Here is a 24,877-nt window from a genome sequence, read left to right as displayed (position 1 = left end):
CCCCGGCGTTGGCAGTGCCTCCCGATAGGTGGCACAATCGCGTTCGCAACCAAGGCCCCTTCCAGCCACAGTCGCATCCGCCAACCGGTTCAGCCGTGTCGCGGAAGGTTTCCTAACCAGCTCAATGCTCCCTGCAGGGGAGCGGAAAGTAGCGAACGATGAGCGACCAGAGCTCCGTCTACACGGCCTATCGAGGCAATTCCTATCTCTTCGGCGGCAACGCGCCCTATGTCGAGGAGATGTACGAGAACTACCTCGCCAATCCCGGCAGCGTCCCCGACCACTGGCGCGAATACTTCGACGCGCTCCAGAACGTCCCCGCCGTCGACGGCACCAATGCCAAGGACGTCCCGCACCTGCCCGTCGTCAATGCCTTCGCCCAGCGCGCGAAGCAGGGCGGCACGCGCGTCGTCGTCGCCGCCGGCGGCGACCTGGAACTGGCCCGCAAGCGCACCGCCGCCCAGCAGCTGATCGCCGCGTACCGCAACGTCGGCTGCCGCTGGGCCGACCTCGACCCGCTTAAGCGCACCGAGCGCGAGAACATCCCCGAGCTGGACCCGTCCTTCTACGGCTTCAGCGACGCCGACCAGGAAGCGGTGTTCAACACCAGCAACACCTTCTTCGGCAAGGACAACATGTCCCTGCGCGAGCTGCTCAACGCGCTGCGCGAGACGTATTGCGGCACGCTGGGCGCCGAGTACATGTACATCAGCGACCAGGGCCACAAGCGCTGGTGGCAGCAGAAGCTGGAATCGATCCGCAGCAAGCCGCAGTTCAGCACCGAGAAGAAGAAGCACATCCTCGACCGCCTGACCGCGGCGGAAGGCCTCGAGCGCTTCCTGCACACCAAGTACGTCGGCCAGAAGCGCTTCTCGCTGGAAGGCGGCGAGAGCTTCATCGCCTCCATGGACGAACTGATCCAGCAGGCCGGCGCCAAGGGCGTGCAGGAGATCGTGATCGGCATGGCCCACCGCGGCCGCCTGAACGTGCTGGTGAACACGCTGGGCAAGATGCCCAAGGACCTGTTCGCCGAGTTCGACCATTCCGCGCCCGAGGAACTGCCGGCCGGCGACGTGAAGTACCACCAGGGCTTCAGCTCCGACGTCAGCACCCCCGGCGGCCCGGTGCACCTGTCGCTGGCCTTCAACCCCTCGCACCTGGAGATCGTGAACCCGGTGGTCGAGGGCTCCGTGCGCGCGCGCATGGACCGCCGCGCCGATGCGCAGGGCAAGCAGGTGCTGCCCGTGCTGGTGCACGGCGACGCCGCCATCGCCGGCCAGGGCGTGGTGATGGAGACGCTGGCCCTGGCCGAGACCCGTGGCTACTTCACGGGCGGCACGGTGCACATCGTCATCAACAACCAGATCGGCTTCACCACCTCCGACCCCCGCGACGCGCGTTCCACGCTGTACTGCACCGACGTCGTCAAGATGATCGAGTGCCCCGTGCTGCACGTGAACGGCGACGATCCGGAGGCCGTGGTGCTGGCCACGCAGCTGGCGATCGAATACCGCATGGAGTTCGGCAAGGACGTGGTGGTCGACATCGTGTGCTTCCGCAAGCTGGGCCACAACGAGCAGGACACGCCCTCGCTCACGCAGCCGCTGATGTACAAGAAGATCGCGGCGCACCCCGGCACGCGCAAGCTCTACGCCGACAAGCTGGCGGCGCAGGGCCTGGGCGAGTCGCTGGGCGACGACATGGTCAAGGCCTACCGCGCCGCCATGGACCAGGGCAAGCACACGGTCGACCCGGTGCTGTCCAACTTCAAGAGCAAGTACGCCGTCGACTGGGCGCCGTACCTGGGCAAGAAGTGGACCGACGCGGCCGACACCGCCATCCCGCTGGCCGAATGGAAGCGCCTGGCGGAGCGCATCACCACCGTGCCCGAGAACTTCACGGTGCACCCGCTGGTGAAGAAGGTGCTGGAAGACCGCGCCGCCATGGGCCGGGGCGACGTCAACGTCGACTGGGGCATGGGCGAGCACATGGCGTACGCCTCGCTGGTCGCCTCCGGCTACCCGGTGCGCCTGTCCGGCGAGGACGTCGGCCGCGGCACCTTCGTGCACCGCCACGCCGTGCTGCACGACCAGAACCGCGAGCGCTGGGACATCGGCACCTACCTGCCGCTGGAGCACGTCGCCGACAACCAGGCGCCGTTCGTGTGCATCGACTCCATCCTGTCGGAAGAGGCGGTGCTGGGCTTCGAGTACGGGTACGCCTCCAACGACCCCAACACGCTGGTGATCTGGGAAGCCCAGTTCGGCGACTTCGCCAACGGCGCGCAGGTCGTGATCGACCAGTTCATCGCCTCCGGCGAGGTCAAGTGGGGCCGCGTCAACGGCATCACGCTGATGCTGCCGCACGGCTACGAAGGCCAGGGCCCGGAGCACAGCTCCGCGCGCCTGGAGCGCTTCATGCAGCTGTCGGCCGACACCAACATCCAGGTGTGCCAGCCGACCACCGCCAGCCAGATCTTCCACCTGCTGCGCCGGCAGATGATCCGCAACCTGCGCAAGCCGCTGGTGATCATGACGCCCAAGTCGCTGCTGCGGAACAAGGACGCGACCTCCCCGCTGTCGGAGTTCACGAAGGGCACCTTCCAGACGGTGATCCCGGAGACGAAGGAACTCAAGGCCGACAAGGTCAAGCGCCTGGTCGTGTGCTCGGGCAAGGTCTACTACGACCTCGCCAAGAAGCGCGAGGAGAAGGGCGCCGACGACGTGGCGATCATCCGCGTCGAGCAGCTGTACCCCTTCCCGCACAAGGCGTTCGCGGCGGAGCTGAAGAAGTACCCCAACGTCAGCGACATCGTGTGGTGCCAGGACGAGCCGCAGAACCAGGGGGCGTGGTTCTTCATCCAGCACAACATCCACGAGAACATGGCCGAGGGGCAGAAGCTGGGTTATGCCGGCCGCGCCGCATCGGCCTCTCCGGCGGTGGGTTACTCGCACCTGCACGCCGAGCAGCAGAAGGCGCTGGTGGATGCGGCCTTCGCGAAGCTGAAGGGCTTCGTCCTCACCAAGTAGCGATATTTCCGCCGCGCTTCGCGCGCGGAAATATCTGCGCGCGGTCGACGCGGACCTGACGGCCGGTCACCGCACGCGCTGAAAAACAGAACAGGAAGAACAAATGGCTATCGTTGACGTGAAGGTCCCGCAGCTCTCCGAATCGGTCGCGGAAGCGACCCTGCTGCAGTGGAAGAAGAAGGCCGGTGAGGCCGTCGCCCAGGACGAGATCCTGATCGAGATCGAGACGGACAAGGTGGTGCTGGAAGTCCCGGCGCCCAGCGCGGGCGTGCTGGCGGAGATCGTGATCGCCGACGGCGGCACGGTCACCTCGGACCAGGTGATCGCGAAGATCGACAGCGAAGGCAAGGCCGGCGCCGCCGCCCCCGCCGCCGCCAAGCCGGCGCAGGCGACGCCCAGCGCCGTGGCTTCCGCTCCGGCTGCAGCCCCCGCGGGCGGCTCGAAGTCGGACGTGGCCATGCCGGCCGCCCAGAAGATGATGGCCGACAACAACATGCCGGCCGGCTCCGTCGCCGGCACCGGCCGCGACGGCCGCGTGACCAAGGGCGATGTGATCGGCGCGCTGGCGTCCGGGACGGCCGCCAAGGCCGCTCCGGCTCCCGCGCCCGCCGCAGCTCCGCGCCCGGCGCTGCAGCAGGTCTCCGCGCCGTCCGCCGGCGCCGACCTCGGCGAGCGCCCCGAGCAGCGCGTGCCCATGTCGCGCCTGCGGGCCCGCATCGCCGAACGCCTGCTGCAGTCGCAATCCACCAACGCGATCCTGACCACCTTCAACGAGGTGAACATGGCGCCGGTGATGGAGATGCGCAAGCGCTTCCAGGAGAAGTTCGAGAAGGAGCACGGCGTCAAGATCGGCTTCATGTCCTTCTTCGTGAAGGCCGCCGTGCACGCGCTCAAGAAGTACCCGGTGCTGAACGCGTCCGTCGACGGCAACGACATCGTCTACCACGGCTATTTCGACATCGGCATCGCGGTGGGCTCGCCGCGCGGCCTGGTGGTGCCGATCCTGCGCAATGCGGACCAGATGTCCTTCGCCGACATCGAGAAGAAGATCGCCGAGTACGGCCAGAAGGCGCGTGACGGCAAGCTGGGCATCGAGGAGATGAGCGGCGGCACGTTCTCGATCTCCAACGGCGGCGTGTTCGGCTCCATGCTGTCCACGCCCATCATCAACCCGCCGCAGTCGGCCATCCTCGGCGTGCACGCGACCAAGGACCGCGCGGTGGTGGAGAACGGCCAGATCGTCATCCGCCCGATGAACTACCTCGCCATGTCGTACGACCACCGCATTATCGACGGCCGCGAAGCCGTGCTGGGCCTGGTCGCGATGAAGGAAGCGCTGGAAGACCCGGCGCGCCTGTTGTTCGACATTTGATGAATTTCGGGGACGGACCACGAGCGAAGCGGTGCTCGGTCCCCGACTGACTGGGAAGAAAATGGCCAAGAATTTCGACGTGGTCGTCATCGGCGGCGGCCCCGGCGGCTACATCGCCGCCATCCGCGCGGCGCAGCTGGGCTTCAACACCGCCTGCATCGACGAGTGGAAGAACAAGGACGGCAAGCCTGCGCCGGGCGGCACCTGCACCAATGTGGGCTGCATCCCGTCCAAGGCGCTGCTGCAGTCGTCCGAGAACTACGAGGAAGCCGCCAAGCATTTCGGCGACCACGGCATCCGGATCGACGGCCTGTCGATCGACATCCAGAAGATGCTGGCCCGCAAGGACCAGGTCGTGAAGCAGAACAACGACGGCATCCTGTTCCTGTTCAAGAAGAACAAGGTCAGCTTCTTCCACGGCCGCGGTTCGTTCGCGAAGGCCGGCGCCGAGGGCTACGAGATCCAGGTGTCGGGCGCCTCGCAAGAGACGATCACCGGCAAGCACGTCATCGTTGCCACGGGCTCCAACCCGCGCGCGCTGCCCGGCGTGCCCTTCGACGAGGAGAAGGTCCTGTCGAACGACGGCGCGCTGCGCATCCCCGCCGTGCCGAAGAAGCTGGTGCTGATCGGGTCGGGCGTGATCGGCCTGGAGATGGGTTCCGTGTGGCGCCGCGTCGGTGCCGAGGTCACGGTGCTGGAAGCGCTGCCGACCTTCCTGGGCGCGGTGGACGAGCAGATCGCGAAGGAAGCGCACAAGGCGTTCACCAAGCAGGGCCTCAAGATCGAGCTGGGCGTGAAGGTCGGCCAGGTCAAGACCACGGGCGCCGGCGTGTCGGTCTCGTACACCAATGCCAAGGGCGAAGCGCAGGACCTCCAGGCCGACCACCTGGTCGTGTCGATCGGCCGGGTGCCGAACACCGTCGGCCTGCAGCCGGAAGCCGTCGGGCTGAAGCTGGACGAGCGCGGCGCCATCGTCGTCGACGGCGACTGCAAGACCAACCTGCCGAACGTCTGGGCGATCGGCGACGTGGTGCGCGGCCCCATGCTGGCGCACAAGGCGGAGGAAGAGGGCGTGGCCGTCGCCGAGCGCATCGCCGGCCAGCACGGGCACGTCAACTTCAACACCATCCCGTGGGTCATCTACACCAGCCCCGAGATCGCGTGGGTCGGCCGCACGGAGCAGCAGCTCAAGGCCGACGGCGTGCAGTACAAGGCCGGCACCTTCCCGTTCATGGCCAACGGCCGCGCCCGCGCGCTGGGCGACACGACCGGCATGGTGAAGTTCCTGGCGGATGCGAAGACGGACGAGATCCTGGGCGTGCACATCGTCGGCCCCATGGCCAGCGAGCTGATCTCCGAAGCGGTGGTCGCGATGGAGTTCAAGGCGTCCAGCGAGGACATCGCCCGCATCTGCCATGCGCACCCGTCGCTGTCCGAAGCGACCAAGGAAGCCGCCCTGGCCGTCGACAAGCGCACGCTGAACTTCTGAGCCCGAAGCCCCGGTGCCTTCCGTCCGCTCCGTCTACGAAGCCGAACTGCAGGCGAGGGGCTACCGGAGCGATCCCGCGCAGCTGCGCGGGATCGACGCCCTGGAGCGCTGCGCCAGCGAGTGGACGCAGTACAAGGAGCAGCGCTCCAACGTCTTCAAGAAGCTGATCCACCGGCCCGACATCCCGCGCGGCGTCTACATGTACGGCGGCGTCGGGCGCGGCAAGAGCTTCCTCATGGACTGCTTCTTCCAGGCCGTGCCGGTGGTGAAGAAGACGCGCCTGCACTTCCACGAGTTCATGCGCGAGGTGCACCGCGAGCTCGCCGAGCTGCAGGGCACCGTCAACCCGCTCGACGCGCTCGGCGCCCGCATGGCGAAGCGCTACCGGCTCATCTGCTTCGACGAGTTCCACGTCGCCGACATCACCGACGCGATGATCCTGCACCGGCTGCTGGACGCGCTGTTCGACAACGGGGTGGGCTTCGTCACCACCTCCAACTTCCGGCCGGACGACCTGTACCCGAACGGCCTGCACCGCGACCGCATCCTGCCGGCCATCGCGCTGCTGAACGAGAAGCTGGAAGTCATCAACATCGACAACGGCGTCGACTACCGGCGGAGGACGATGGAGCAGGTGAAGCTCTACCACACGCCGCTCGGGGCCCAGGCCGATGCCGAGATGAACGACGCGTTCACCCGCCTGGCCGAGTCGCACGACGAGGACCCGGTGTTGCAGATCGAGCACCGGGAGATCCGGGCGCGCCGCAAGGCCGGCGGGGCCGTGTGGTTCGACTTCCGCACGCTCTGCGGCGGGCCGCGGTCCCAGAACGACTACCTGGAGATCGCGACGCAGTTCCACACCGTGCTGCTGAGCGACGTGCCGAGGATGTCCGCACGGAATGCCTCCGAGGCACGCAGGTTTACCTGGCTGGTGGACGTCCTTTACGATCGGCGTGTCAAATTGATCCTCTCGGCGGAAGTGCCGCCGGAAGAGCTTTACACGGAGGGCGCCCTGGCCCATGAATTCCCCCGGACCGTCTCGCGGCTGAACGAGATGCAATCCACGGAGTTCCTGGGGCTGGAGCACCGCACCGTCGACACCCGCCTGACATGAAACACCTTGCCGCTTTCGCCCTTGCCTTGTGCGCCGCCGCTTCCGCCCAGGCCCTGGACGCCCAGGCCGAACGCGTGCGCATCGAAGCCGAGCGCCGCGCCGAGGACGAACGCTTCGCGGCCGCCAAGCGCGACTGCAACGCGCGGTTCGCCGTGACCGACTGCGTCGACAAGGCCAAGCGTGCCCACGATGCCGCGCTGGCCGACCTGCGCCGCCAGGAACGCGCGCTGAACGAGGCGGACCGGCGCGCCCGCGCGGCCGAGCGCCTGCAGGCCCTGGAGGAGAAGAACTCCGCCGAAGCGCCGGAAGCGGCGGAGCAGCGGCGCGCGCGCGCCCTCGCGGACCAGAAGGAACGCGAGGAACGTGCCGCCGAGAAGGCGCGCAAGCGCGCCGGGGACCAGGCGGAGCGCGCGAAGGATCCCCGTGCGCCCAGGGAAGCGGGCGGTCCGTCCGGCCCGCAGGGCTCCGCGCGGGCGCCGCAAGCGCCCAAGGCGCCCACCGTCAGCGCCGATGAGGCGGTCCGGAACCGGGCGGCCTACGAGCAGCGCGTGCGCGAGGCCGAGGAACACAAGAAGGAAGTGCGCGAGAAGCTGGCCCGGCGCGAAAAGCCCGCCGCGCCCCTGCCCGTCCCGCAGTGAAATGCCGGGCGGGCGAGGGCGCCCGCGGCCGGTTCAGGTCCCCAGGGGCTCCAGCTTCACGATCAGCAGCGACAGGTTGTCGCCGCCGCCGTGGGCGCGCGAACGGGCCTTCTCGATCAGGAACTCGCTGGCCTCGCGCGGCGACAGCGACGACAGGACGGAGCCGAGTTCCTCCGGGCTGAAGTAGTGCCACACGCCGTCGCTGCAGGCGAGGAGCGTGTCGCCCGGCCGCAGCTGCTCGATGAAGTGCACTTCGGCCGGCGGGTCGTCTTCCGCGCCGAGGCAGCCCATGAGGATGTTGGACTGCGGGTGGACGTTGGCCTGCTCCTCCGTCAGCTCGCCGCGGTCCACCAGCGTCTGCACGTACGAGTGGTCCATGGTGCGCTTGACCAGCCGGTTGCTGTGGAAGTGGTAGATGCGCGAGTCGCCGGCATGCACCCAGTGGCATTCGCCGTTGGGATTGATGATGAAGGCGGCGATGGTGCTGTGCGGTTCCTGCTCGGAGGAGATCGCGGTGAGCTTGATGACGAGGTGCGACTCCTGCACCATCTGCTTGAGGATCGCCGGCGTGTCGTCGGCGGTGGGCGAGTAGCGCTCGAAGAGCTGCTTGCACGTCATCATCACCTGGTCGGACGCCTTGCGCCCGCCGCTGCGGCCGCCCATGCCGTCGGCCACCACGCCGAGCACGCAGCCGTTGGTGCGCGGATGCGAGATCAGCGCGATCTGGTCCTGCTGGTATTCGCGGTCACCCTTGTGGATGCCGGTCGACGCCGTGAGGCGGTAGCCCTTGCTGGTCATGGAGTGCGCGTGTTTCCCAAGGATGAGATCACTCGATTATTGCCTGTGAACGGCGTATTATCGAAGCCTCTCGCAGCGGCGCCCCGCTTTTTCATCTTGGACACGAACCTGCACTCCCCCGAACGGCGCCTGATCGAGCTGCGCATGGAGCACGCGGACCTGAACGCGATGATCGATCGCGCCGCGCAGCAGACCCCCGTGGACGAACTGATGATGCGCCGCCTGAAGAAGCGGCGCCTCGCGCTGCGCGACGAGATCGCGCGGCTCGAACTCGTGCTCGACCCCAAAGAACCGGCCTGATGACGGATTCGGCAGTCCCGTCGTCCGCGCACCACTCGGGACCCATGGGCGACGCGGCGGCGGGCTGGCCGGGTGCGGGAACCCAGCGCCTGGAGGACCTCGCCCGAGAGGCCTTCGTGCCGGGTGGCGTGCTGTCGCGGGCCGCGGAAGCGTTCCGCCCGCGGTCCGGCCAGACCGAGATGGCCGCGGCGGTCGCGCGCACCATCGAGCAGGGCGGCGCGCTGGTCGTGGAGGCCGGCACCGGCGTCGGCAAGACCTTCTCCTACCTCGTGCCTGCGCTCCTGAGCGGCGAGCGCGTCCTGCTGTCGACCGCCACCAAGACCCTGCAGGACCAGCTGTTCGCCCGCGACCTGCCGCGGCTCGCCGACGCGCTGGGCCTGCCCGTGCGGATGGCGCTGCTGAAGGGTCGGGGCAGCTACCTGTGCACGCATCGCCTGGAGATGGCCCGCCAGGATGCGAACCTGCCGGACCGGACCGCGGTGCGGACGCTCGCGAAGATCGAGGAATGGGCGCAGGGCACCCGCACCGGCGATCTCGCCGAGATGCCCGGGCTGGACGAGCGCTCGCCCGTGCTGCCCTTCGTCACATCCACCCGCGAGAACTGCCTCGGCTCGCAGTGCCCGAAGTTCCGCAACTGCCACGTGAACAACGCGCGCCGCGAGGCGCTGGCCGCCGACGTCGTCGTCATCAACCACCACCTGTTCTTCGCCGACCTCGCGGTGCGGGAGTCGGGCATGGCCGAACTGCTGCCGACCGTGCGCGTGGTGATCTTCGACGAAGCGCACCAGCTCAACGAGACCGGCGTGCAGTTCCTGGGCCAGCAGGCCGGCACCGGGCAGGTGCTGGACTTCACCCGCGACATGCTGGGCGCGGGGTTGCAGTTCGCGCGGGGGCTGGTCGACTGGCAGCAGCTCGCCGCCGCGACCGAGCGCGCGGCCCGCGACCTGCGGCTGGTGGTGGGGCGCGCGACGCCGGGCAGCCGGCTGCGCTGGACCGGCGCCGCACCCGAAGGCGTGGATGAACGCATGTGGGGCGGCGCGCTGGAGCAGATGGAACGCTCGCTGGCGCAGGCGGCCGAGGGACTGGGCACCGTGAGCGAGATCGCGCCGGACTTCGTGCGCCTGCACGAACGCGCCGCGCTGCTCGCGCAGCGCCTGGCCGCGTTCACGCGCGAGCCCGAGCCGGGCGCCGTGCGCTGGGTCGACGTCTCCACGCACCTGCGGCTGGTGGAGTCGCCGCTGGACATCGCCGAGGCGGTGCAGCAGAAGCTGCTGAAGTCCGGCGCCACCGGCGGCGAGGCCGAAGCTGCGGCGCGCCGCGCCTGGGTCTTCACCTCCGCGACGCTCGGCGACGACGCGCGGCTGTCCTGGTTCACCGAGCCCTGCGGGCTGGGCGACGCGGAAGTGCTGCGGGTGGCGAGCCCCTTCGACTATCCGTCGCAGGCCGCCGTCTACGTCCCGCGCCAGCTGCCGCGCCCGAACGATCCCGCCCACAGCGGCGCGGTGGCCGCGCTCGCGCAGCGCGCCGCGCAGCGCATCGGCGGCCGCACCATGGTGCTCACCACCACCTTGCGCGCGCTGCGCGCCATCGGCGAGCAGCTGCAGGCGCGCTTCCAGGGCTCCGCGGCCATCGAGGTGCTGGTGCAGGGCCAATGGCCGAAGCGCCGGCTGATTGAGCGCTTCCGCGAAGGCGCGGCGGAGGGCCGGCCCGGCTGCATCCTCGTGGCCTCGGCGTCGTTCTGGGAAGGCGTGGATGTGCCCGGCGAGGCGCTGCAGCTGGTGGTCATCGACAAGCTGCCCTTCCCGCCGCCGGGCGACCCGCTGGTCGAGGCGCGCGGGCAGCGGCTGGAGCTGCAGGGCCGCAGCCCGTTCAACGACTACTTCGTGCCCGAGGCGGCCGTGGCGCTCAAGCAGGGTGCGGGGCGGCTGATCCGCCGCGAGAGCGACCAGGGTCTGCTGGTGGTGTGCGACACCCGGCTGGTGCAGATGTCCTACGGCCGGCGCCTCATGGCGGCGCTGCCGCCGATGCGCAGGCTGAACGACGAGACCGAGTTCGACGAGGCGCTGGGGCGGCTGGGCGGGTAAGGCCACCGTCCTTCCCGCGAAGGCGGGAATCCAGGGCATGAAAAAAGCGGCCGGCGGCCGCTTCTTCCTTCGAAAGCCCTGGATCCCCGCCTTGCGCAGGGATGACGGGTCTTCAGGTCACCACACCTTCCACCAGGGCCGGTCTTCCTTCTTGCCGCCGCGCGAGAGGTACTCGCTCTGCGGATAGTTCTTCTCCATCACGCGGCGCGCGTCGTCGCGCAGCTGCGCCATGCCCAGCGCGTCGTAGGAGCGCACCAGGATGAAGAGCGCTTCCTCCAGCGCGGGCACGTCGCGGTAGTCGGCCAGGGCGGACTGCGCGCGGTTGATCGCCGCCACGTACGCGCCGCGGTTGTAGTAGTAGCGCGCCACGTGCACTTCGTACTGCGCCAGCGAGTTGACGATGTACGTCATGCGGGCGCGGGCGTCGGGGGAGTAGCGCGAATCCGGGAAGCGCGTCACGAGTTCGCGGAAGGATTCGAACGACTCCTTGGCGGCCTTCTGGTCACGCTCGGACAGGTCCTGCCGCGTGATGAAGGAGAACATGCCCAGGTTGTCGTTGAAGTTCACGACGCCCTTGAGGTACAGGGCGTAGTCCAGCGCGGGGCTGGCCGGGTGCAGCTTGATGAAGCGGTCCAGCGTGGCGAGCGCCTGCGCCTGGTCGCCGGCCTTGTAGTGGGCGTAGGCGCGATCGAGCTGGGCCTGCTGCGCCAGCGGCGTGCCGGCCGCGCGGCCCTCCAGCTTCTCCAGCAGCGGGACGGCCTTGTCGAAGCCGCCCGAGTTGATCTCGTCCTTGGCTTCCGCGTAGATGCGGTTGGGACTCCAGGTCGCGGTGCGGTCGTCCTCCTTCGTCGAGGAGCAGGCGGCCAGCAGCGACGCGGCCAGCAGGACAGGGACCACCGATAATTTGGCTCGAACAAGCACGCGCAACTCTCTTTCCAAGGGCGAGCCATTATATCGACCGACCCATCGCATCCCGCCACCGAGGACCTGCTGGAGGAACCCGGTGCCGAGGCGGAGACCCGTCCGTTCACGGTGGGCGCGTCCCTGCACGGCGAGCGGCTCGACCGCGCGCTCGCCCACCTGGTGCCCGAGTTCTCGCGCTCCTACCTGCAGCAGCTGATCGAATCCGGCGCGGTGCGCCTGCAGGGCCGTCCCGCCACCAAGGCGTCGCAGAAGGTCCGTGCCGGCGAAGCAGGGGAGGTGGAACTGCGGCCCACGCCGCAAAGCCAGGCCTTCCTGCCCGAGGCGCTGCCGCTGTCGGTGGTCCACGAGGACGAACACCTGCTCGTCGTCGACAAGCCGGCCGGCCTGGTGGTGCACCCCGCGCCCGGCAACTGGAGCGGCACGCTGCTCAACGCGCTGCTCGCGCGGGACGCCGGCGCGCGCCAGCTGCCGCGCGCGGGGATCGTGCACCGCCTGGACAAGGACACCAGCGGCCTCATGGTGGTGGCGCGCACGCGCGCCGCGATGGACCGGCTGGTCGCGATGATCGCGGCGCGCGAGGTCTCGCGGCAGTACCTGGCGCTGGCCCACCGCCGCTGGGAAGGGCCGGACGTGCGGCGGATCGACGCCGCCATCGGGCGTGACCCGCGCAACCGCCTGCGCATGGCGGTGGTCGACCTGCAGCGGCACCCCGGCAAGCCCGCCGCCACGGTGGTGCGCCTGCTGGCGCAGGGCACGCAAGGCTGCGGGCTGCTGTGCACGCTGGAGACGGGGCGCACGCACCAGATCCGCGTGCACCTGGCGCACGTGGGCCACCCCATCGCATCGGATCCTCTCTACGGAGGGGCCGCCGCCGGCGCGCTGGCACGGCAGGCGCTGCACGCGTTCCGCCTGGCCTTCGCGCATCCGGTCACGGGGGCGCCGCTGGCTTTCCACGCCCCGTTGCCGCCCGACCTGCGGGCCGCGTGGGCGGCGTGGGGCCTGCGATACAATGAATCCGAATGGCTCACGAGCCAGCCAGTCGCCGACGCCCGCGGGGCGTGACCGGCACCGGCCCCGCGCCGCAGCTGCCCTGGAGGGGACACCGCGGCGACGACCACGACCACAGCCCTTGGCCCAGACGAGCAGCGCTCTCTTGAGCGCCACTTCCAGGACGAGACCATGAATACGGTGGATGCCAAGCGCGTCCTCGAGACCGCGCTGATCTGCACGCAGCAGCCGCTGCCCGTGCGCGAGTTGCGCGTGCTGTTCGGCGACGAGCTCGGGGCCGACACCATCAAGGAACTGCTCGGGGAGCTGCAGAACGACTGGGCGCAGCGCGGGGTCGAACTCGTCTGCGTGGCCAGCGGCTGGCGCTTCCAGAGCCGGCCGGAGATGCGGGAGTACCTCGACCGCCTGCACCCGGAGAAGCCGCCGCGCTACAGCCGCGCCGCGCTCGAGACGCTGGCGATCATCGCGTACCGCCAGCCGGTCACGCGCGGCGACATGGAAGACATCCGCGGCGTCACCATCAACACCCAGATCCTCAAGCAGCTGGAAGACCGCGGCTGGGTCGAGGTGATCGGCCACCGCGAGGCGGTGGGCCGGCCGGCGCTGTACGCCACCACGCGCCAGTTCCTCGACGACCTCGGCCTCGCCTCGCTCGACCAGCTGCCGGAACTGCAGAACCCGGCCCAGCCGGGCGGCGCCTTCGAGGCTCTGGCCGAGGCGGCGGCGCCGCAGCCGGAACTGGCGATGGAAACCGCGGAAGCCGGCGAGTCCACGGCCGATGACGCGACACGCACCGCCTCCGGCGGCGACGACCTGGGCGATCCCGACGCCACACCAGCCGTAGAGACCTGAAGCATGAACGATCCCACCGACGCGATGGCGCGCACGCCCGATGACGATTCCGAGGAAGGACGTGCCCGCGAGGAGGCGAGGGAGGCGGCGGCCCGGGCGGCGGAGGAAGGGGCGGACGAGGGCCGCGGCGAGGACGAGGAAGGCGACGACGACGCCGAGGACGGCGAGGACCGCCAGCCGGGCCAGGAGCGGGCGCGGCGCGCGCCGGCGCCTGCCGCCGTGCCCGTGCGGTTCGAGGACGTCATCACCGGCCGCTTCGACGCCGAAGAGGAGGCGCCCGACACGAGCGCCGCCAAGCGCGTGCTGGCGCCGCAGCCCGAGACCCCCAAGCTGCACAAGGTGCTCGCCCAGGCCGGCCTCGGCTCGCGGCTGGAGATGGAGCAGCTCATCATGGAGGGGCGGATCTCCGTCAACAACGAGCCCGCCCACATCGGCCAGCGCATCCAGTTCGGCGACCAGATCAAGGTCAACGGCAAGCCGATCCGCGTGCGGATCGCGCCGCCGCCGCCGCGCGTGATCGCGTACCACAAGCCCGTCGGCGAGGTCGTCACCCACGACGACCCGCAGAACCGGCCCACCGTGTTCCGCAAGCTGCCCAAGCTGCAGCAGGGCAAGTGGCAGTCGGTCGGCCGGCTGGACCTCAACACCGAGGGCCTGCTGCTGTTCACGAATTCGGGCGAGCTCGCCAACAAGCTCATGCACCCGCGCTTCGGCCTGGAGCGCGAATACGCCGTGCGGGTGCTGGGCGCGCTCAGCAACGAGGAGCGCCAGCGGCTGCTGGACGGGGTCGACCTCGACGACGGCCGCGCGCAGTTCGGTTCCATCGAGGAAGGCGGCGGCGAGGGCTCCAACGTCTGGTACCGCGTCACGATCAGCGAAGGGCGCAATCGCGAGGTGCGCCGCCTGTTCGAGGCGGTGGGCCACGCCGTCAGCCGCCTCATCCGCATCCGCTACGGCGCCATGGTGCTGCCGCGCGGCCTCAAGCGCGGCGCCTTCATGGAGCTGGACGAGCGGGACATCGGCTCGCTGACGCAGGCGGCCGGCGGCCTTTCACGGCCGCAGCATCCCCGCGAGGCGGACGCCGGCGGCAAGGGCGGGCGCAACGCCAAGCGCCGCGGCGGGCCGACCCGCGGCGAGGGGCCGCGGCCGCAGGGCGGCGCGCCGGGCAAGCAGGGCAATGCGCAGGGCCAGGGCCGGCGCAAGTCCGGCGGAGGCGGTGGCCAGGGCGGTGGCGGCGGCCAGCCGGATCCGATGAAGACCTCGGTGGGCTACATCGGCGCGGACAGCTTCAACCGCCAGCGCCGCGGCGGCCCGGGCAGCGGCATGCCCGGCGGCGGTGGGGGCCGGGGCGGACCCCGCCGCGGCGGCGGCCGGGGCGGCCGATAACTCCGGGGGCCGGCGCCCGGAAGGCGCCGGACACCCCTTCGTCACGGAAGGCGAGGGCAGGCCCGCTAGAATTGCGGGCTTTGCCGAACTTTTCGCCTCCGGCAAAACCCTAAAACATCAAGCTCAGGAAACAGCATGGCCATCGAACGCACCCTCTCCATCATCAAGCCCGACGCCGTGGCGAAGAACGTCATCGGCCAGATCTACGCGCGCTTCGAAGCTGCCGGCCTGAAGGTCATCGCCGCCCGCATGGCGCACCTGTCGCGCCAGGAAGCCGAGCAGTTCTATGCCGTGCACAAGGAGCGTCCCTTCTTCAAGGACCTCGTCGAGTTCATGATCTCCGGCCCGGTGATGATCCAGGTGCTCGAAGGCGAGGGCGCCATCCTGAAGAACCGCGACCTCATGGGCGCCACCGACCCGAAGAAGGCCGCGCCGGGCACCATCCGCGCCGACTTCGCCGACAGCATCGATGCCAACGCGGTGCACGGCTCCGACGCCGCCGAGACCGCGAAGAACGAAGTCGCCTTCTTCTTCCCGGCGATGAACATCTACTCCCGCTAAAAGACCCATGCGATGACGGCCAACCTGCTCGATTACGACCTCGAGGGTCTGGCCGCGTTCTGCGCCTCGCTGGGTGAGAAGCGCTTCCGCGCCACCCAGCTGTTCCGCTGGATCCACCAGAAGGGCGCCCGCGACTTCGGCCAGATGACCGACCTGGCGAAGTCGCTGCGGGACAAGCTCGAAGGCAGCGCCCGCATCGAGGGGCTGGCAATCCTCTCCCAGCACGAATCCGCCGACGGCACGATCAAGTGGCTGTTCGACGTCGGCAACGGCGACGCGGTCGAGGCCGTGTTCATTCCCGAGTACGGCGACGCCGGGCCGCCCCAAGGCGCCGTACCGCCCCCTCCGGGGGCGTCCGCCGTCGGCGGACGGGGGCCGTCAGTTCTCGACCGAGGCACGCTTTGCGTGTCTTCGCAGGCGGGCTGCGCCGTGGGCTGCCGCTTCTGCTCCACCGGGCACCAGGGCTTCTCGCGCAACCTGACGACCGGCGAGATCCTCGCGCAGCTCTGGTTTGCCGAGCACTTCCTGCGCGCCCACCTGCGGACCGGCGGCGAGCGGGTCATCTCCAACGTGGTGATGATGGGCATGGGCGAGCCGCTCCAGAACTACGCCGCGCTGGTTCCGGCGCTGCGCGTCATGCTGGACGACCACGGCTACGGCCTGTCGCGCCGGCGCGTGACGGTGTCGACGTCGGGCGTGGTGCCGATGATGGACCGCCTGGGCGAGGACTGCCCCGTGGCGCTGGCGGTTTCGCTGCATGCGCCGAACGACGAATTGCGCGACAAGCTGGTGCCGCTCAACCGGAAGTACCCGATCGCGGAACTGCTGGATGCCTGCAACCGCTACCTCGAACACGCGCCGCGCGACTTCATCACCTTCGAGTACTGCATGCTCGATGGCGTCAACGACCAGCCGGAACACGCGCGCCAGCTCGCGGACCTCGTCCAGCGCCATCGCGGCCGCGGCGTCTCGTGCAAGCTGAATCTGATCCCCTTCAACCCCTTCCCCGCCTCGGGCCTGGTGCGTTCGCCGCAACAGAGCGTGCAGGCTTTCGCGAAAATCCTGAGTGATGCTGGTATCGTCACGACGGTGCGGAAGACGCGCGGCGACGACATCGATGCCGCCTGCGGCCAGCTGGCCGGAGACGTGAAGGACCGCACCCGGGTCGACCGGCGCATCGCGCAGCAGCGCACGGTGATGCTCAAGCCGGTCCCCGCGGACACAGCCACGAAGGAGGCATAGGGGATCATGACGAAGGCCATGGCGGCGCAACGCCGCTTTTCGGGTTGGCTGGCGCTGGCGACAGCCGCCGCCGCGCTCACGCTGCTCGCGGGCTGCGCCACGCAGCAGCAGCAACAGGACGTGGTGACGGCCGGCGAGGAGCCCGACAACCGCCGTCGCGCGCGCATCCGCCTGGAACTCGCCAGCAACTACTACGCCGAAGGCAAGACCGACGTGGCGCTGGAGGAGCTCAAGCAGGTCATCGCGACCGATCCCACGCTGTCCGACGCCTACAACCTGCGGGCCCTGATCTACCAGCGGCTGGGCGACAACGCGCAGGCCGAGGACAGCTTCCGCCGCGCGCTCGCGCTCAACCCGCGCGACCCCGACACGCACCACAACTACGGCTGGATGCAGTGCCAGCTCGCCCGCTACCCGGAGGCGCAGCTCTCGTTCCAGCGCGCGCTGGCCAACCCGGTCTATGCCGGCCGCTCCAAGTCGTACATGGCCATGGGCCTGTGCCAGGCCCGCGCCGGCCGGCTCGCCGAGGCGGAGCAGAGCCTGATCCATTCCTACGAACTCGACGCCGGCAACCCGATCACGGGCTACAACCTCGCCCGCATCCTGTTCCAGCGTGGCGAGTTCCCGCGCGCGCAGTTCTACATCCGCCGGCTCAACAACAGCGAGCTCGCCAACGCCGAAACGCTGTGGCTCGGCATCAAGGTCGAACAGCGCCTGAACGACACCGCCGCCATGAGCCAGCTGAGCGACCAGCTGCGCAAGCGTTTCCCGCAGTCCCGCGAACGTGGAGCGCTCGACCGGAGGGCGTTCGATGAGTGAGGGGACGGTGGCCGACGGGGTGACCGCCGGGTCGCTGCTGCGCGAGGCCCGCGAGGCGGCGGGCTTGCACGTCGACACGCTCGCGGCCAACCTGAAGGTGCCGGTGCGCAAGCTGGAGGCGCTGGAGGAAGACCGCTACGACCTGCTGGGCGACGCGGTGTTCGTCCGGGCGCTGGCCTCGAGCGTCGCGCGCACCCTCAAGATCGACCCGCAGGCGGTGCTCGGTCGCCTGCCGCAGACGTCGCAGCCGCGCCTGGTGCCGGACACGGAAGGCATCAACGCGCCGTTCCGCGCCCCGGGAGACGCGGCCCCTCCCGGCGTGCTGCACCACGTCTCCCGGCCGGTCCTCTTCACGGTGGCCGCGCTGGTGGCGGGCGCGCTGGTGATCCTGTTCCTGCCGCTCGTCGAGCAGGGCCTGGACACGATCACGCAGGCGAACCGTCCGGAGCCGGCGTCCGGCGTGCCGCCGCGTCCGGCCTCGGCCGCGCCGGAGAACAACGCCGTCGCGGCGTTCCCGGCGGCCACGCCCGGCGCCCAGCCGCTGCCGGCACCCGCCAGCGCGGCGCCGGCGGGGACGGTGGCCACCCCCCTGCCCGCGGGCGGGGTCCCTGCCGCCGCACCGCAGGCCGCGGGCACCGCCGCGATGCCCGCGGCTGCGAGCAGCGCGGACGCCGTGGCCGTGCCGGTGGCGCCGGACGCCCTCGTGGTGTTCCGTACCCGCGGGCCGTCGTGGATCCAGGTGACGGATGCCCGGGGCATCGCGGTGCTGCGGCGTCTCATGGGCCCCGGCGAAAGCGCCGGGGTCGGTGGCACGCTGCCACTGTCCGTCACCGTTGGCGACGCCGCGCAGACGGACGTGCAGGTGCGTGGCAAGCCGTTCAGCCTGGCGCCCCTCGCGCGCGACAACGTCGCCCGTTTCGAAGTGAAGTGATTCCCACCATGTCCGGTCCCTGCCTTCCCGTCGCTCCCGCCGCGCCCCTGGCGCGCCGCTCCCGCCAGGCGCGCGTCACCTGGGGTTCGCGCGTGGTGACGGTCGGCGGCGACGCGCCCGTGCGGGTGCAGTCGATGACGAACACGGACACCGTGGACGCGATCGGGACGGCGATCCAGGTCAAGGAGCTCGCGCTGGCCGGGTCCGAGCTGGTGCGCATCACGGTCAACACGCCGGAGGCCGCGCAGCAGGTCCCGTACATCCGCGAGCAGCTCGATCGCATGGGCATCGACGTGCCGCTGATCGGCGACTTCCACTACAACGGCCACCGGCTGCTGACCGAATTCCCGGACTGCGCCCAGGCGCTGTCCAAGTACCGCATCAACCCCGGCAACGTGGGCAAGGGCGACAAGAAGGACCGCCAGTTCGCGCAGATGATCGAAGCCGCGCTGCGCTGGGACAAGCCGGTGCGCATCGGCGTGAACTGGGGCAGCCTCGACCAGGAACTGCTGGCGCAGCTGATGGACGAGAACGCGGCGCGCGCGCAGCCCTGGGAGGCGCGCCAGGTGATGTACGAGGCGCTGATCACTTCCGCCATCCAGTCGGCGCAGCTCGCCGAGGAACTGGGCATGCGCCACGAGCAGGTGCTGCTGTCCTGCAAGGTGAGCGGCGTGCAGGACCTCATCGCGGTCTACCGCGAACTCGCGAAGCGCTGCGACTACCCGCTGCACCTGGGCCTGACCGAGGCCGGGATGGGCACCAAGGGCACCGTCGCCTCCGCCGTGGCCATGGGCATCCTGCTGCAGGAGGGCATCGGCGACACGATCCGCGTGTCGCTCACGCCGCAGCCGGGCGAGCCGCGCACGCAGGAGGTGGTCATCGCCTCCGAGATCCTGCAGTCGCTGGGCCTGCGCACCTTCGTGCCGAGCGTGACGGCCTGCCCGGGCTGCGGCCGGACCACCAGCACCACCTTCCAGGAACTCGCCAAGCAGATCGACGACTACCTGCGCGCGCAGATGCCCGTCTGGCGCGCCAAGTACCCCGGCGTCGAGAAGATGAAGGTGGCCGTGATGGGCTGCATCGTCAACGGCCCGGGCGAGAGCAAGCATGCCGACATCGGCATCAGCCTGCCCGGCACGGGCGAGGCGCCCGCCGCGCCCGTCTTCATCGACGGCCAGAAGGCGCTGACCCTGCGCGGCGAGAACATCGCCGCCGAATTCCACCAGATCGTCGAGAACTACATCGAGAAGCGCTTCGGCACCCCGGTCGCCGAATCCGCCTGAGCGCCATGACCATGGAAACCAGCACCGCCGCGAAGAAGGCGGAGAAGATCGTTGCCGTCAAGGGCATGAACGACATCCTGCCGCCGTCGGTGCCGCGCACCGAGCGGCTGCCGGATTCCGCGCTGTGGCAGTGGTTCGAATCGGTCGTGCGCACCGTGCTCGCCCGCTACGGCTACCAGTACCTGCTGACGCCCATCGTCGAGCCCACGGCGCTGTTCGTGCGCGGGCTGGGCGAGGTGACGGACATCGTCGAGAAGGAGATGTACTCCTTCGTCGACAGCATGAACGACGACCGGCTCACGCTGCGCCCCGAGGCCACCGCGGGCATCGTGCGCGCGATGATCGAGCACAACGCGCTGTACAACGGCCCGTTGCGCCTGTGGACGGTGGGTCCCATGTTCCGCCACGAGCGTCCGCAGAAGGGCCGCTACCGCCAGTTCCACCAGCTCGACGTCGAGGCCCTGGGCTTCGCCGGCCCCGATGTCGATGCCGAGATGATCCTGGTCGCACGTGCCCTTTGGCGCGAGCTCGGCCTGGTCGAAGGACGCGACGTGCGGCTCGAACTGAACTCGCTCGGCCAGCCCGAGGAGCGCAAGGCGCACCGCGAGGCGCTGGTGCGCTACCTGGAGCAGCACGCGACCGTGCTGGATGCCGAGGCCCAGCGCCGCCTGCACAGCAACCCGCTGCGCATCCTGGACAGCAAGGTGCCGGCGATGCAGCCGGTGATCGAAGGCGCGCCCAGGCTGATCGACTTCCTCGGCGAGGCTTCGCGGGCCCACTTCGACGCGGTGCGCGCGATGCTGGACGCGGTCGGCCTGGAATACCGCGTGAACCCGCGGCTGGTGCGCGGCATGGACTACTACAACCTGACGGTGTTCGAGTGGGTCACGGACCAGCTCGGCTCGCAGGGCACCGTGTGCGGCGGCGGCCGCTACGACGGCCTCATCGCGCAGCTGGGCGGCAAGCCGGCGCCTGCGGTGGGCTTCGGCCTCGGCATCGAGCGCCTGCTCCTGCTGCTGCAGGAGCTGAAGGTCGCCGTTCCCGACCACGCGCCCGACGCCTATGCGGTCGTCCCTGCCGGCGTTCCGCTGCCGCAGGTCGCCGCCACGCTGGAAGCCCTGCGGGCCGCCGGCGTGCGCGTGGTGCAGCATGCCGGCGGACCGGACGGGCCGGGCAGCATGAAGTCGCAGTTCAAGAAGGCGGACGGCAGCGGCGCGCGCTACGCGCTGGTGTTCGGCCCCGACGAGCTCGCGCAAGGGCAGGTCACGGTGAAGTCCCTGCGCGACGGCACCGGCGCGCAGGCGCTGCGGCCGCTCGCCGACGCGGCTTCCTGGGCCGCCTCGCTGAGGTAACTACAATCGCCCGTCACAACCGGGCAGCACAACGCACCCCACCGGGCATACATGGCAAGACATCTCGACCTCGAAGAACAGGAACAGCTTGACGAGCTCAAGCACTTCTGGAAGCAGTGGGGGAACCTGATCACGTGGTTCCTCATCGCCGTGCTCGGCGCCTTCGCCGCCTGGAACGGCTGGCAGTACTGGCAGCGGCAGCAGGCGGTGCAGGCCGCCGTGCTGTACGACGAGGTCGAGCGGGCCGTCGGCTCGGGTGACGCCGCCCGCGTGGAACAGGCCGTCAAGGACGTGCAGGACAAGTTCGGCCGCACGGCGTACGCGCAGCAGGCCGCCCTGCTGGGCGCCAAGTTCCTGGTGCAGCAGGGCAAGGCGGATGCCGCGCGCGCCGCGCTGCAGGGCGTGGCCGAGAAGGCCGGCGACGAGGGCTACCAGGCGCTGGCCCGGCTGCGCCTGGCCGCGTTGCTGGTCGAAGCCAAGTCCTACGACGAGGCACTGAAGCAGCTCACGGACATGCCGGCCGCCTTCGAGCCGCTCGCGGCGGACCGTCGCGGCGACATCCTCAAGCTGCAAGGCAAGAACGACCAGGCGAAGGCCGAGTACACCAAGGCCTGGCAGGGGCTGGGCGCCGACGCCCAGTACCGCAGCCTCGTCGAGGTCAAGCTGACCGCGCTGGGCGTGGACGTCCAGACCCTCAAGGCGCCCGCGGAGACGGCCAAGTCATGAACGTGCTGAACCTGGTTCCTTCCCTGCGTGCCGCCTCGGCGGTCGCCACCCTGGTCCTGCTGGCGGGCTGCTCCGTGCTGCCGCCGTCCTTCTCGCTGCCGTTCTTCAACACCGCCGCGGAGAAACCGAAGCCGGCCGAACTGCAGGCCAACCCGAATCTGCTCGGCGTGCGCCAGGCATGGACGGCGCGCCTGGGAACGGTGGACTTCCCCATGGTCGTTGCCGTCAGCGGCAACACCGCCGCGCTCGCCGCGAGCGACGGCACCGTGGTGACGCTCGACGCCGCCACCGGCCGCGAGCAGTGGCGCGCCAGCGCGCGGTCGGCGCTGGCCGCCGGGGTCGGCTTCGACGGGACCACCGCCGCGGTGGTCACCCGCGACAACGACCTGGTGACCTTCAGCGGCGGCCGTGAACTGTGGCGCCAGAAGCTGGGCGCGCTCTCGTACACGCCGCCCCTGGTGGCCGGCGCGCGCGTCTTCGTGCTCGGCGGCGACCGTTCCGTCACGGCCTTCGACGGCGCGACGGGGCGCCGCCTGTGGAACCAGGCCCGCCCGGGCGAGCCGCTGGTGCTGCGCCAGGCCGGCGTGATCCTCGCCGTGGGCGACACGCTGGTGGTGGGGCAGGGCGGCCGGCTGGCCGGCCTGAACCCCCTCAACGGCAGCATCCGCTGGGAAGCGCCGATCGCCACCGCGCGCGGCATCAACGACATCGAGCGGCTGGTCGACCTGGTCGGCAGCGTCAGCCGCGTCGGCGACTCGGTCTGCGCCCGTGCCTTCCAGGCCGCCGTCGGCTGCGTCGACACGGCCCGCGGCCAGCTCGCCTGGACCCAGCGCGCCAACGGCGCCGAAGGCGTGCATGGCGACGGCGCCAACGTGTTCGGCACCGAATCGGACAGCCGCGTGGTGTCCTGGCGGCGTGACAGCGGCCAGCGCGCCTGGGTGAACGAGCGCCTGCTGCACCGCGGCCTCGGGACGCCCCTCGCCCTCGGCCGCTCGGTGGTGGTCGGCGACGACTTCGGCTTCGTGCACATGCTCAACCGCGAGGACGGCACGCTGCTCACCCGGCTGTCCACGGACGGCTCGGCCATCGCCTCCGCCCCGGTGGCGGCCGGCAACACCCTCATCGTCGTGACCCGCAACGGGGGCGTGTACGGGTTCGTCCCCCAGTAAAGAAAGTCTGCAATGAAGCCGGTGATGGCCCTCGTGGGCCGCCCCAACGTCGGGAAATCGACGCTGTTCAACCGGCTGACCAAGTCGCGCGACGCGATCGTGGCGGACTACGCGGGCCTCACCCGCGACCGGCACTACGGAAACGCCCGCCACGGCCGCTACGAGTTCATCGTCATCGACACCGGCGGCTTCGAGCCGACGGCCGAGTCGGGCATCTACAAGGAGATGGCCAAGCAGACGCAGCAGGCCGTCGCCGAGGCGGACGTCGTCGTCTTCGTGGTCGATGCGCGCGCCGGCCTGTCCGCGCAGGACCACGACATCGCCAACTACCTGCGCCGCCTCGGCAAGCCCACGGTGCTGGCCGCGAACAAGGCCGAAGGCATGCTGGAAGGCGTGCAGCTGGCCGAGTTCTACGAGCTGGGCCTGGGCGAGATCCACGCCGTGTCCGCGGCCCACGGGCAGGGCATCCGCAGCTTGGTCGACGCCGCCTTCGAGCCCCTGAACCTGCCGGAGGAGGATGACGCCGCCGAGGAACAGCAGAGCGGCATCATCAAGCTGGCGGTCGCCGGCCGCCCCAACGTCGGCAAGTCGACGCTGATCAACGCCTGGCTGGGCGAGGAGCGCCTCGTGGCGTTCGACCTGCCGGGCACCACGCGCGACGCGATCTCCGTGCCGTTCGAGCGCAACGGGCAGAAGTTCGAGCTGATCGACACCGCCGGCCTGCGCCGCAAGGGCAAGGTGTTCGAGGCGATCGAGAAGTTCTCGGTGGTCAAGACGCTGCAGGCCATCGAGTCGGCCAACGTCGTGCTGCTGCTGCTGGACGCGACGCAGGGCGTCACGGACCAGGACGCGCACATCGCGGGCTACATCCTCGAGTCCGGTCGCGCCGTGGTGCTGGCGATCAACAAATGGGATGCCGTCGACGACTACAACCGCGAACTCGTGCGGCGGCAGATCGAGCAGCGCCTCGCGTTCCTGAAGTTCGCCGAGCTGCACTACATCTCGGCGAAGAAGCGCCAGGGCCTGGGCCCGCTGTGGGCGTCCATCGCGCAGGCGCACAAGGCCGCGATGACGAAGATGACCACGCCGGTGCTCACCCGGCTGCTGCTGGAGGCGGTGCAGTTCCAGTCGCCCAAGCGCGCCGGGATGTTCCGCCCCAAGCTGCGCTATGCCCACCAGGGCGGCATGAACCCGCCGGTCATCGTGGTGCACGGCAATTCGCTGGAACACGTGACGGACGCCTACAAGCGCTTCCTGGAAGGCCGGTTCCGCAAGGAATTCAACCTGGTCGGGACGCCGCTGCGCATCGAGCTGCGCACCTCCAAGAATCCCTACGCCGACAAGGAGTAGGGCCACGGCGCCGCCTTCCGGCGCCCGGCGGTCTTGATTTCCGCCCCGGCGGCTGCAGATGGGTTGCCTGGGTTCGCCCGCCGAAGGCGGTCGCTGTGGTAATGTGCAACTTCCAACAACGTCAGAACACGGAGAATATCGTGAGCAACAAAGGGCAGCTACTACAAGACCCCTTCCTGAACACGCTGCGCCGCGAGCACGTGCCGGTGTCCATCTACCTGGTCAACGGGATCAAGCTGCAGGGGCAGATCGAGTCCTTCGACCAGTACGTTGTCCTCCTGCGCAACACCGTGACGCAGATGGTGTACAAGCACGCCATCTCCACCATCGTGCCCGGCCGGGCGGTGAACTTCTCGCCGGCCGAAGGCGGGGAAAGCCCCGCCACCTGACGCCGTACCGCACCCCCACCCGCCGCGGCGGGCGTTTCCCCCGTTCCTCCTGGTTCCCGGT

22 protein-coding genes are annotated in these 24,877 nt (G+C 69.9%); 20 read left to right on the top strand and 2 right to left on the bottom strand.

The features are described from left to right. Positions 1-158: 158 nt before the first annotated feature. From IM787_RS12790 to IM787_RS12770, 5 genes are all read left to right on the top strand, one after another. The gene (locus IM787_RS12790) at positions 159-3,029 is read left to right on the top strand and encodes a 2-oxoglutarate dehydrogenase E1 component (RefSeq protein ID WP_193677018.1); all 2,871 of its coding nucleotides are present in this window, start codon (positions 159-161) and stop codon (positions 3,027-3,029) included. A 103-nt stretch (positions 3,030-3,132) separates the two neighbouring features. After that, positions 3,133-4,401: a 2-oxoglutarate dehydrogenase complex dihydrolipoyllysine-residue succinyltransferase gene (odhB, locus tag IM787_RS12785; protein ID WP_193677017.1), complete on the top strand. Its 1,269-nt coding sequence runs from the start codon at positions 3,133-3,135 to the stop codon at positions 4,399-4,401. A gap of 61 nt (positions 4,402-4,462) precedes the next feature. Beyond that, positions 4,463-5,890: a dihydrolipoyl dehydrogenase gene (gene lpdA / locus IM787_RS12780; RefSeq protein ID WP_193677016.1), complete on the top strand. Its 1,428-nt coding sequence runs from the start codon at positions 4,463-4,465 to the stop codon at positions 5,888-5,890. 13 nt (positions 5,891-5,903) lie between these two features. Further along, on the top strand, positions 5,904-7,004 hold the full coding sequence (gene zapE, locus IM787_RS12775) for a cell division protein ZapE (protein WP_193677015.1): 1,101 nt from the start codon (positions 5,904-5,906) through the stop codon (positions 7,002-7,004). Beyond that, on the top strand, positions 7,001-7,642 hold the full coding sequence (locus tag IM787_RS12770) for a hypothetical protein (protein WP_193677014.1): 642 nt from the start codon (positions 7,001-7,003) through the stop codon (positions 7,640-7,642). Before zapE ends, IM787_RS12770 begins: the two co-directional genes overlap by 4 nt. 33 nt (positions 7,643-7,675) lie before the next feature. Here the strand turns inward: IM787_RS12770 and IM787_RS12765 are convergent, their stop codons facing one another. Next, positions 7,676-8,440, bottom strand: coding sequence for a PP2C family protein-serine/threonine phosphatase (locus IM787_RS12765; RefSeq protein ID WP_193677013.1), 765 nt, complete (start codon positions 8,438-8,440; stop codon positions 7,676-7,678). A 96-nt stretch (positions 8,441-8,536) separates the two neighbouring features. Here IM787_RS12765 and IM787_RS12760 point away from each other — a divergent pair, with 96 nt between their 5' ends. After that, positions 8,537-8,740: a YdcH family protein gene (locus IM787_RS12760; protein ID WP_193677012.1), complete on the top strand. Its 204-nt coding sequence runs from the start codon at positions 8,537-8,539 to the stop codon at positions 8,738-8,740. A gap of 44 nt (positions 8,741-8,784) precedes the next feature. Next, positions 8,785-10,824, top strand: coding sequence for a DNA repair helicase YoaA (gene yoaA, locus IM787_RS12755; RefSeq protein WP_193677131.1), 2,040 nt, complete (start codon positions 8,785-8,787; stop codon positions 10,822-10,824). A gap of 117 nt (positions 10,825-10,941) precedes the next feature. Here yoaA and IM787_RS12750 read toward each other — a convergent pair whose 3' ends face one another. Beyond that, positions 10,942-11,796, bottom strand: a complete 855-nt coding sequence (locus IM787_RS12750; RefSeq protein WP_193677011.1) for an outer membrane protein assembly factor BamD — start codon at positions 11,794-11,796, stop codon at positions 10,942-10,944. Between IM787_RS12750 and IM787_RS12745 the strand changes: the two genes are divergently transcribed. The 13 genes from IM787_RS12745 to hfq all read left to right on the top strand — a co-directional run bounded on the left by IM787_RS12745 (position 11,773) and on the right by hfq (position 24,816). Continuing rightward, the gene (locus tag IM787_RS12745; RefSeq protein WP_193677130.1) at positions 11,773-12,810 is read left to right on the top strand and encodes an RluA family pseudouridine synthase; all 1,038 of its coding nucleotides are present in this window, start codon (positions 11,773-11,775) and stop codon (positions 12,808-12,810) included. The two genes, IM787_RS12750 and IM787_RS12745, sit on opposite strands and share 24 nt — an antisense overlap. 117 nt (positions 12,811-12,927) lie before the next feature. After that, positions 12,928-13,608, top strand: coding sequence for an SMC-Scp complex subunit ScpB (gene scpB / locus IM787_RS12740; RefSeq protein ID WP_193677010.1), 681 nt, complete (start codon positions 12,928-12,930; stop codon positions 13,606-13,608). A 3-nt stretch (positions 13,609-13,611) separates the two neighbouring features. Next, positions 13,612-14,994: a pseudouridine synthase gene (locus IM787_RS12735; RefSeq protein WP_227494291.1), complete on the top strand. Its 1,383-nt coding sequence runs from the start codon at positions 13,612-13,614 to the stop codon at positions 14,992-14,994. Between the two features lie 135 nt (positions 14,995-15,129). Next, a complete protein-coding gene (gene ndk / locus IM787_RS12730) occupies positions 15,130-15,555 on the top strand; it encodes a nucleoside-diphosphate kinase (protein WP_193677009.1) in 426 nt (141 codons plus the stop codon). 12 nt (positions 15,556-15,567) lie between these two features. Beyond that, positions 15,568-16,797 carry a dual-specificity RNA methyltransferase RlmN gene (gene rlmN / locus IM787_RS12725; protein ID WP_193677008.1) on the top strand — a complete coding sequence of 410 codons (1,230 nt, stop codon included), beginning with the start codon at positions 15,568-15,570 and terminating at the stop codon, positions 16,795-16,797. Positions 16,798-16,803: 6 nt separating this feature from the next. Beyond that, positions 16,804-17,616 (top strand): type IV pilus biogenesis/stability protein PilW, encoded by an 813-nt coding sequence (gene pilW, locus IM787_RS12720; protein ID WP_227494290.1) that lies wholly within the window; start codon positions 16,804-16,806, stop codon positions 17,614-17,616. After that, positions 17,609-18,547: a helix-turn-helix domain-containing protein gene (locus IM787_RS12715; protein WP_193677007.1), complete on the top strand. Its 939-nt coding sequence runs from the start codon at positions 17,609-17,611 to the stop codon at positions 18,545-18,547. The genes pilW and IM787_RS12715 overlap by 8 nt, the downstream gene beginning before the upstream one ends. Before the next feature lie 8 nt (positions 18,548-18,555). After that, positions 18,556-19,830: a flavodoxin-dependent (E)-4-hydroxy-3-methylbut-2-enyl-diphosphate synthase gene (gene ispG / locus IM787_RS12710; RefSeq protein ID WP_193677006.1), complete on the top strand. Its 1,275-nt coding sequence runs from the start codon at positions 18,556-18,558 to the stop codon at positions 19,828-19,830. A 5-nt stretch (positions 19,831-19,835) separates the two neighbouring features. Further along, on the top strand, positions 19,836-21,182 hold the full coding sequence (gene hisS / locus IM787_RS12705) for a histidine--tRNA ligase (RefSeq protein ID WP_193677005.1): 1,347 nt from the start codon (positions 19,836-19,838) through the stop codon (positions 21,180-21,182). A 51-nt stretch (positions 21,183-21,233) separates the two neighbouring features. Next, positions 21,234-21,908, top strand: a complete 675-nt coding sequence (locus IM787_RS12700; protein WP_193677004.1) for a YfgM family protein — start codon at positions 21,234-21,236, stop codon at positions 21,906-21,908. Further along, positions 21,905-23,077, top strand: coding sequence for an outer membrane protein assembly factor BamB (gene bamB, locus IM787_RS12695; RefSeq protein ID WP_193677003.1), 1,173 nt, complete (start codon positions 21,905-21,907; stop codon positions 23,075-23,077). The genes IM787_RS12700 and bamB overlap by 4 nt, the downstream gene beginning before the upstream one ends. 12 nt (positions 23,078-23,089) lie before the next feature. After that, the gene (gene der, locus IM787_RS12690) at positions 23,090-24,427 is read left to right on the top strand and encodes a ribosome biogenesis GTPase Der (RefSeq protein WP_193677002.1); all 1,338 of its coding nucleotides are present in this window, start codon (positions 23,090-23,092) and stop codon (positions 24,425-24,427) included. Positions 24,428-24,567: 140 nt separating this feature from the next. Further along, complete coding sequence (gene hfq, locus IM787_RS12685; RefSeq protein ID WP_435531154.1) at positions 24,568-24,816, top strand: RNA chaperone Hfq; 249 nt, start codon at positions 24,568-24,570, stop codon at positions 24,814-24,816. Positions 24,817-24,877 lie beyond the last annotated feature (61 nt).

Origin of the sequence: Ramlibacter pallidus, assembly GCF_015070875.1 — a bacterium.
Taxonomy (GTDB): domain Bacteria; phylum Pseudomonadota; class Gammaproteobacteria; order Burkholderiales; family Burkholderiaceae_C; genus Ramlibacter; species Ramlibacter pallidus.
The sequence above is the reverse complement of the archived record's forward strand: the minus strand, read 5'-3'. Positions and strand labels throughout refer to the sequence as shown.

Bases quoted from the DNA above. Each gene is read 5' to 3' on its own strand.
- IM787_RS12790 (WP_193677018.1), top strand. From the start codon at position 159: ATGAGCGACCAGAGCTCCGTCTACACGGCCTATCGAGGCAATTCCTAT.
- odhB (WP_193677017.1), top strand. From the start codon at position 3,133: ATGGCTATCGTTGACGTGAAGGTCCCGCAGCTCTCCGAATCGGTCGCG.
- lpdA (WP_193677016.1), top strand. From the start codon at position 4,463: ATGGCCAAGAATTTCGACGTGGTCGTCATCGGCGGCGGCCCCGGCGGC.
- IM787_RS12770 (WP_193677014.1), top strand. From the start codon at position 7,001: ATGAAACACCTTGCCGCTTTCGCCCTTGCCTTGTGCGCCGCCGCTTCC.
- IM787_RS12765 (WP_193677013.1), bottom strand. From the start codon at position 8,440: ATGACCAGCAAGGGCTACCGCCTCACGGCGTCGACCGGCATCCACAAG.
- yoaA (WP_193677131.1), top strand. From the start codon at position 8,785: ATGGGCGACGCGGCGGCGGGCTGGCCGGGTGCGGGAACCCAGCGCCTG.
- IM787_RS12750 (WP_193677011.1), bottom strand. From the start codon at position 11,796: ATGCGATGGGTCGGTCGATATAATGGCTCGCCCTTGGAAAGAGAGTTG.
- scpB (WP_193677010.1), top strand. From the start codon at position 12,928: ATGAATACGGTGGATGCCAAGCGCGTCCTCGAGACCGCGCTGATCTGC.
- IM787_RS12735 (WP_227494291.1), top strand. From the start codon at position 13,612: ATGAACGATCCCACCGACGCGATGGCGCGCACGCCCGATGACGATTCC.
- ndk (WP_193677009.1), top strand. From the start codon at position 15,130: ATGGCCATCGAACGCACCCTCTCCATCATCAAGCCCGACGCCGTGGCG.
- rlmN (WP_193677008.1), top strand. From the start codon at position 15,568: ATGACGGCCAACCTGCTCGATTACGACCTCGAGGGTCTGGCCGCGTTC.
- pilW (WP_227494290.1), top strand. From the start codon at position 16,804: ATGACGAAGGCCATGGCGGCGCAACGCCGCTTTTCGGGTTGGCTGGCG.
- IM787_RS12715 (WP_193677007.1), top strand. From the start codon at position 17,609: ATGAGTGAGGGGACGGTGGCCGACGGGGTGACCGCCGGGTCGCTGCTG.
- ispG (WP_193677006.1), top strand. From the start codon at position 18,556: ATGTCCGGTCCCTGCCTTCCCGTCGCTCCCGCCGCGCCCCTGGCGCGC.
- hisS (WP_193677005.1), top strand. From the start codon at position 19,836: ATGACCATGGAAACCAGCACCGCCGCGAAGAAGGCGGAGAAGATCGTT.
- IM787_RS12700 (WP_193677004.1), top strand. From the start codon at position 21,234: ATGGCAAGACATCTCGACCTCGAAGAACAGGAACAGCTTGACGAGCTC.
- bamB (WP_193677003.1), top strand. From the start codon at position 21,905: ATGAACGTGCTGAACCTGGTTCCTTCCCTGCGTGCCGCCTCGGCGGTC.
- der (WP_193677002.1), top strand. From the start codon at position 23,090: ATGAAGCCGGTGATGGCCCTCGTGGGCCGCCCCAACGTCGGGAAATCG.